The 1,140-nt window shown below is 31.5% G+C and carries 2 protein-coding genes; both read left to right on the top strand.

Annotated elements, in window-relative coordinates; all coding sequences use genetic code 11:
* On the top strand, positions 1–322 hold a 322-nt coding region (locus JGH11_RS20035; protein ID WP_236264273.1), incomplete at its 5' end, for a hypothetical protein.
* A gap of 239 nt (positions 323–561) precedes the next feature.
* Positions 562–984: a lipocalin family protein gene (locus JGH11_RS20030; protein WP_201114759.1), complete on the top strand. Its 423-nt coding sequence runs from the start codon at positions 562–564 to the stop codon at positions 982–984.
* The last annotated feature ends 156 nt before the right edge of the window (positions 985–1,140 follow it).

The raw sequence follows: 1,140 nt of genomic DNA, 5'->3' as shown, positions 1-1,140 counted from the left end.
GAATCTGGATATATATATGGAGTCAACGTCTCCGATCCCACGTGACAAGATAGATTTAAAAGTGTCTATTGATAATGAAATTATTTTTGATGATACCCTAAAAAGGAATCCATTTTCTTACCCTACACATATTGAATATCCTATGCGTATTGGCTTTCATAATATTTCATTAAGTTCTGAGAAAGCTAATATACAAATCAAAAAAGACGCCTTCATTTTTTTTAATCACCATTTGGCAATATATTATTTTGGTTATGATACAATAAGTTTCGAACCTATCGTCCACATAATAAAAGGGACCGGAGGGTTTGGTTATGAATAAGAAAACGACAAAATTAAAGGAGTAAAATCTTTTATTAATAAATAAGAAACCCCGCCAGTATTAACTGTGCGGGGTTTGTTTTATCCTTTTATATTACAATCTGGTAATATTATTAGAAAAGAAATCTCTAACCCTGTAACTACTTCAAATCCTCTAATAATAAAAGTCTCTTTATTTTTGCAGCATCTGGAAGTCTTTTCGCATCTATATTATATATACTAATCTAAAATAGTAATAGAATGAGAAAGGTGTTATTTGTTTTCTGCATTTTAGGTCTCTTATTATCTTGCTCTTCTGATGATAGTAAAATAAATTCAAGCTTAATTGGCACTTGGAGAATATCTGAGATTAATAATGATCCCGGATATGGAAGTGGCGTATTCCGTAAGATTAAGAGTGATAAAACTCTTGTGTTCAAACATGACAATGAGATTACATCGAATGGTTCTCTCTGTGAAAATACAACTGTTTCGGATTCTCCTAGCTCAGGAACCTTTGAGATTAATGAGAATTCTACTACATCAGGAACTATTAGACCATCTGGATGTAACCCAGGTTTATCCAATCCTATGTTGAGTATTCATTTTGAGATAAAGGAATCAATACTATTTGTATACTACCCTTGTATTGAGGGTTGTGCAGCAAAGTATGTTAAGCAATAGTAAATTAATATGACATCTTAATTAAAAAAAACAAAGCCTGCTATTATATCTTGATAGCAGGCTTTTCTTATTCTATGTCTTTTTATGATAAATACTGTTTCACTTGCTTCTGTACATTTTCGGGAGTAAACCCGAGTTTTTCATCCAAGACTTTAT

This window comes from Dysgonomonas sp. Marseille-P4677, assembly GCF_016652235.1.
Lineage (GTDB): Bacteria > Bacteroidota > Bacteroidia > Bacteroidales > Dysgonomonadaceae > Dysgonomonas.
This window is presented reverse-complemented; position numbering and strand designations above follow the sequence as displayed.

Excerpts from the sequence above, each read along its gene's own strand:
- JGH11_RS20030 (WP_201114759.1), top strand. The coding sequence starts at position 562 with ATGAGAAAGGTGTTATTTGTTTTCTGCATTTTAGGTCTCTTATTATCT.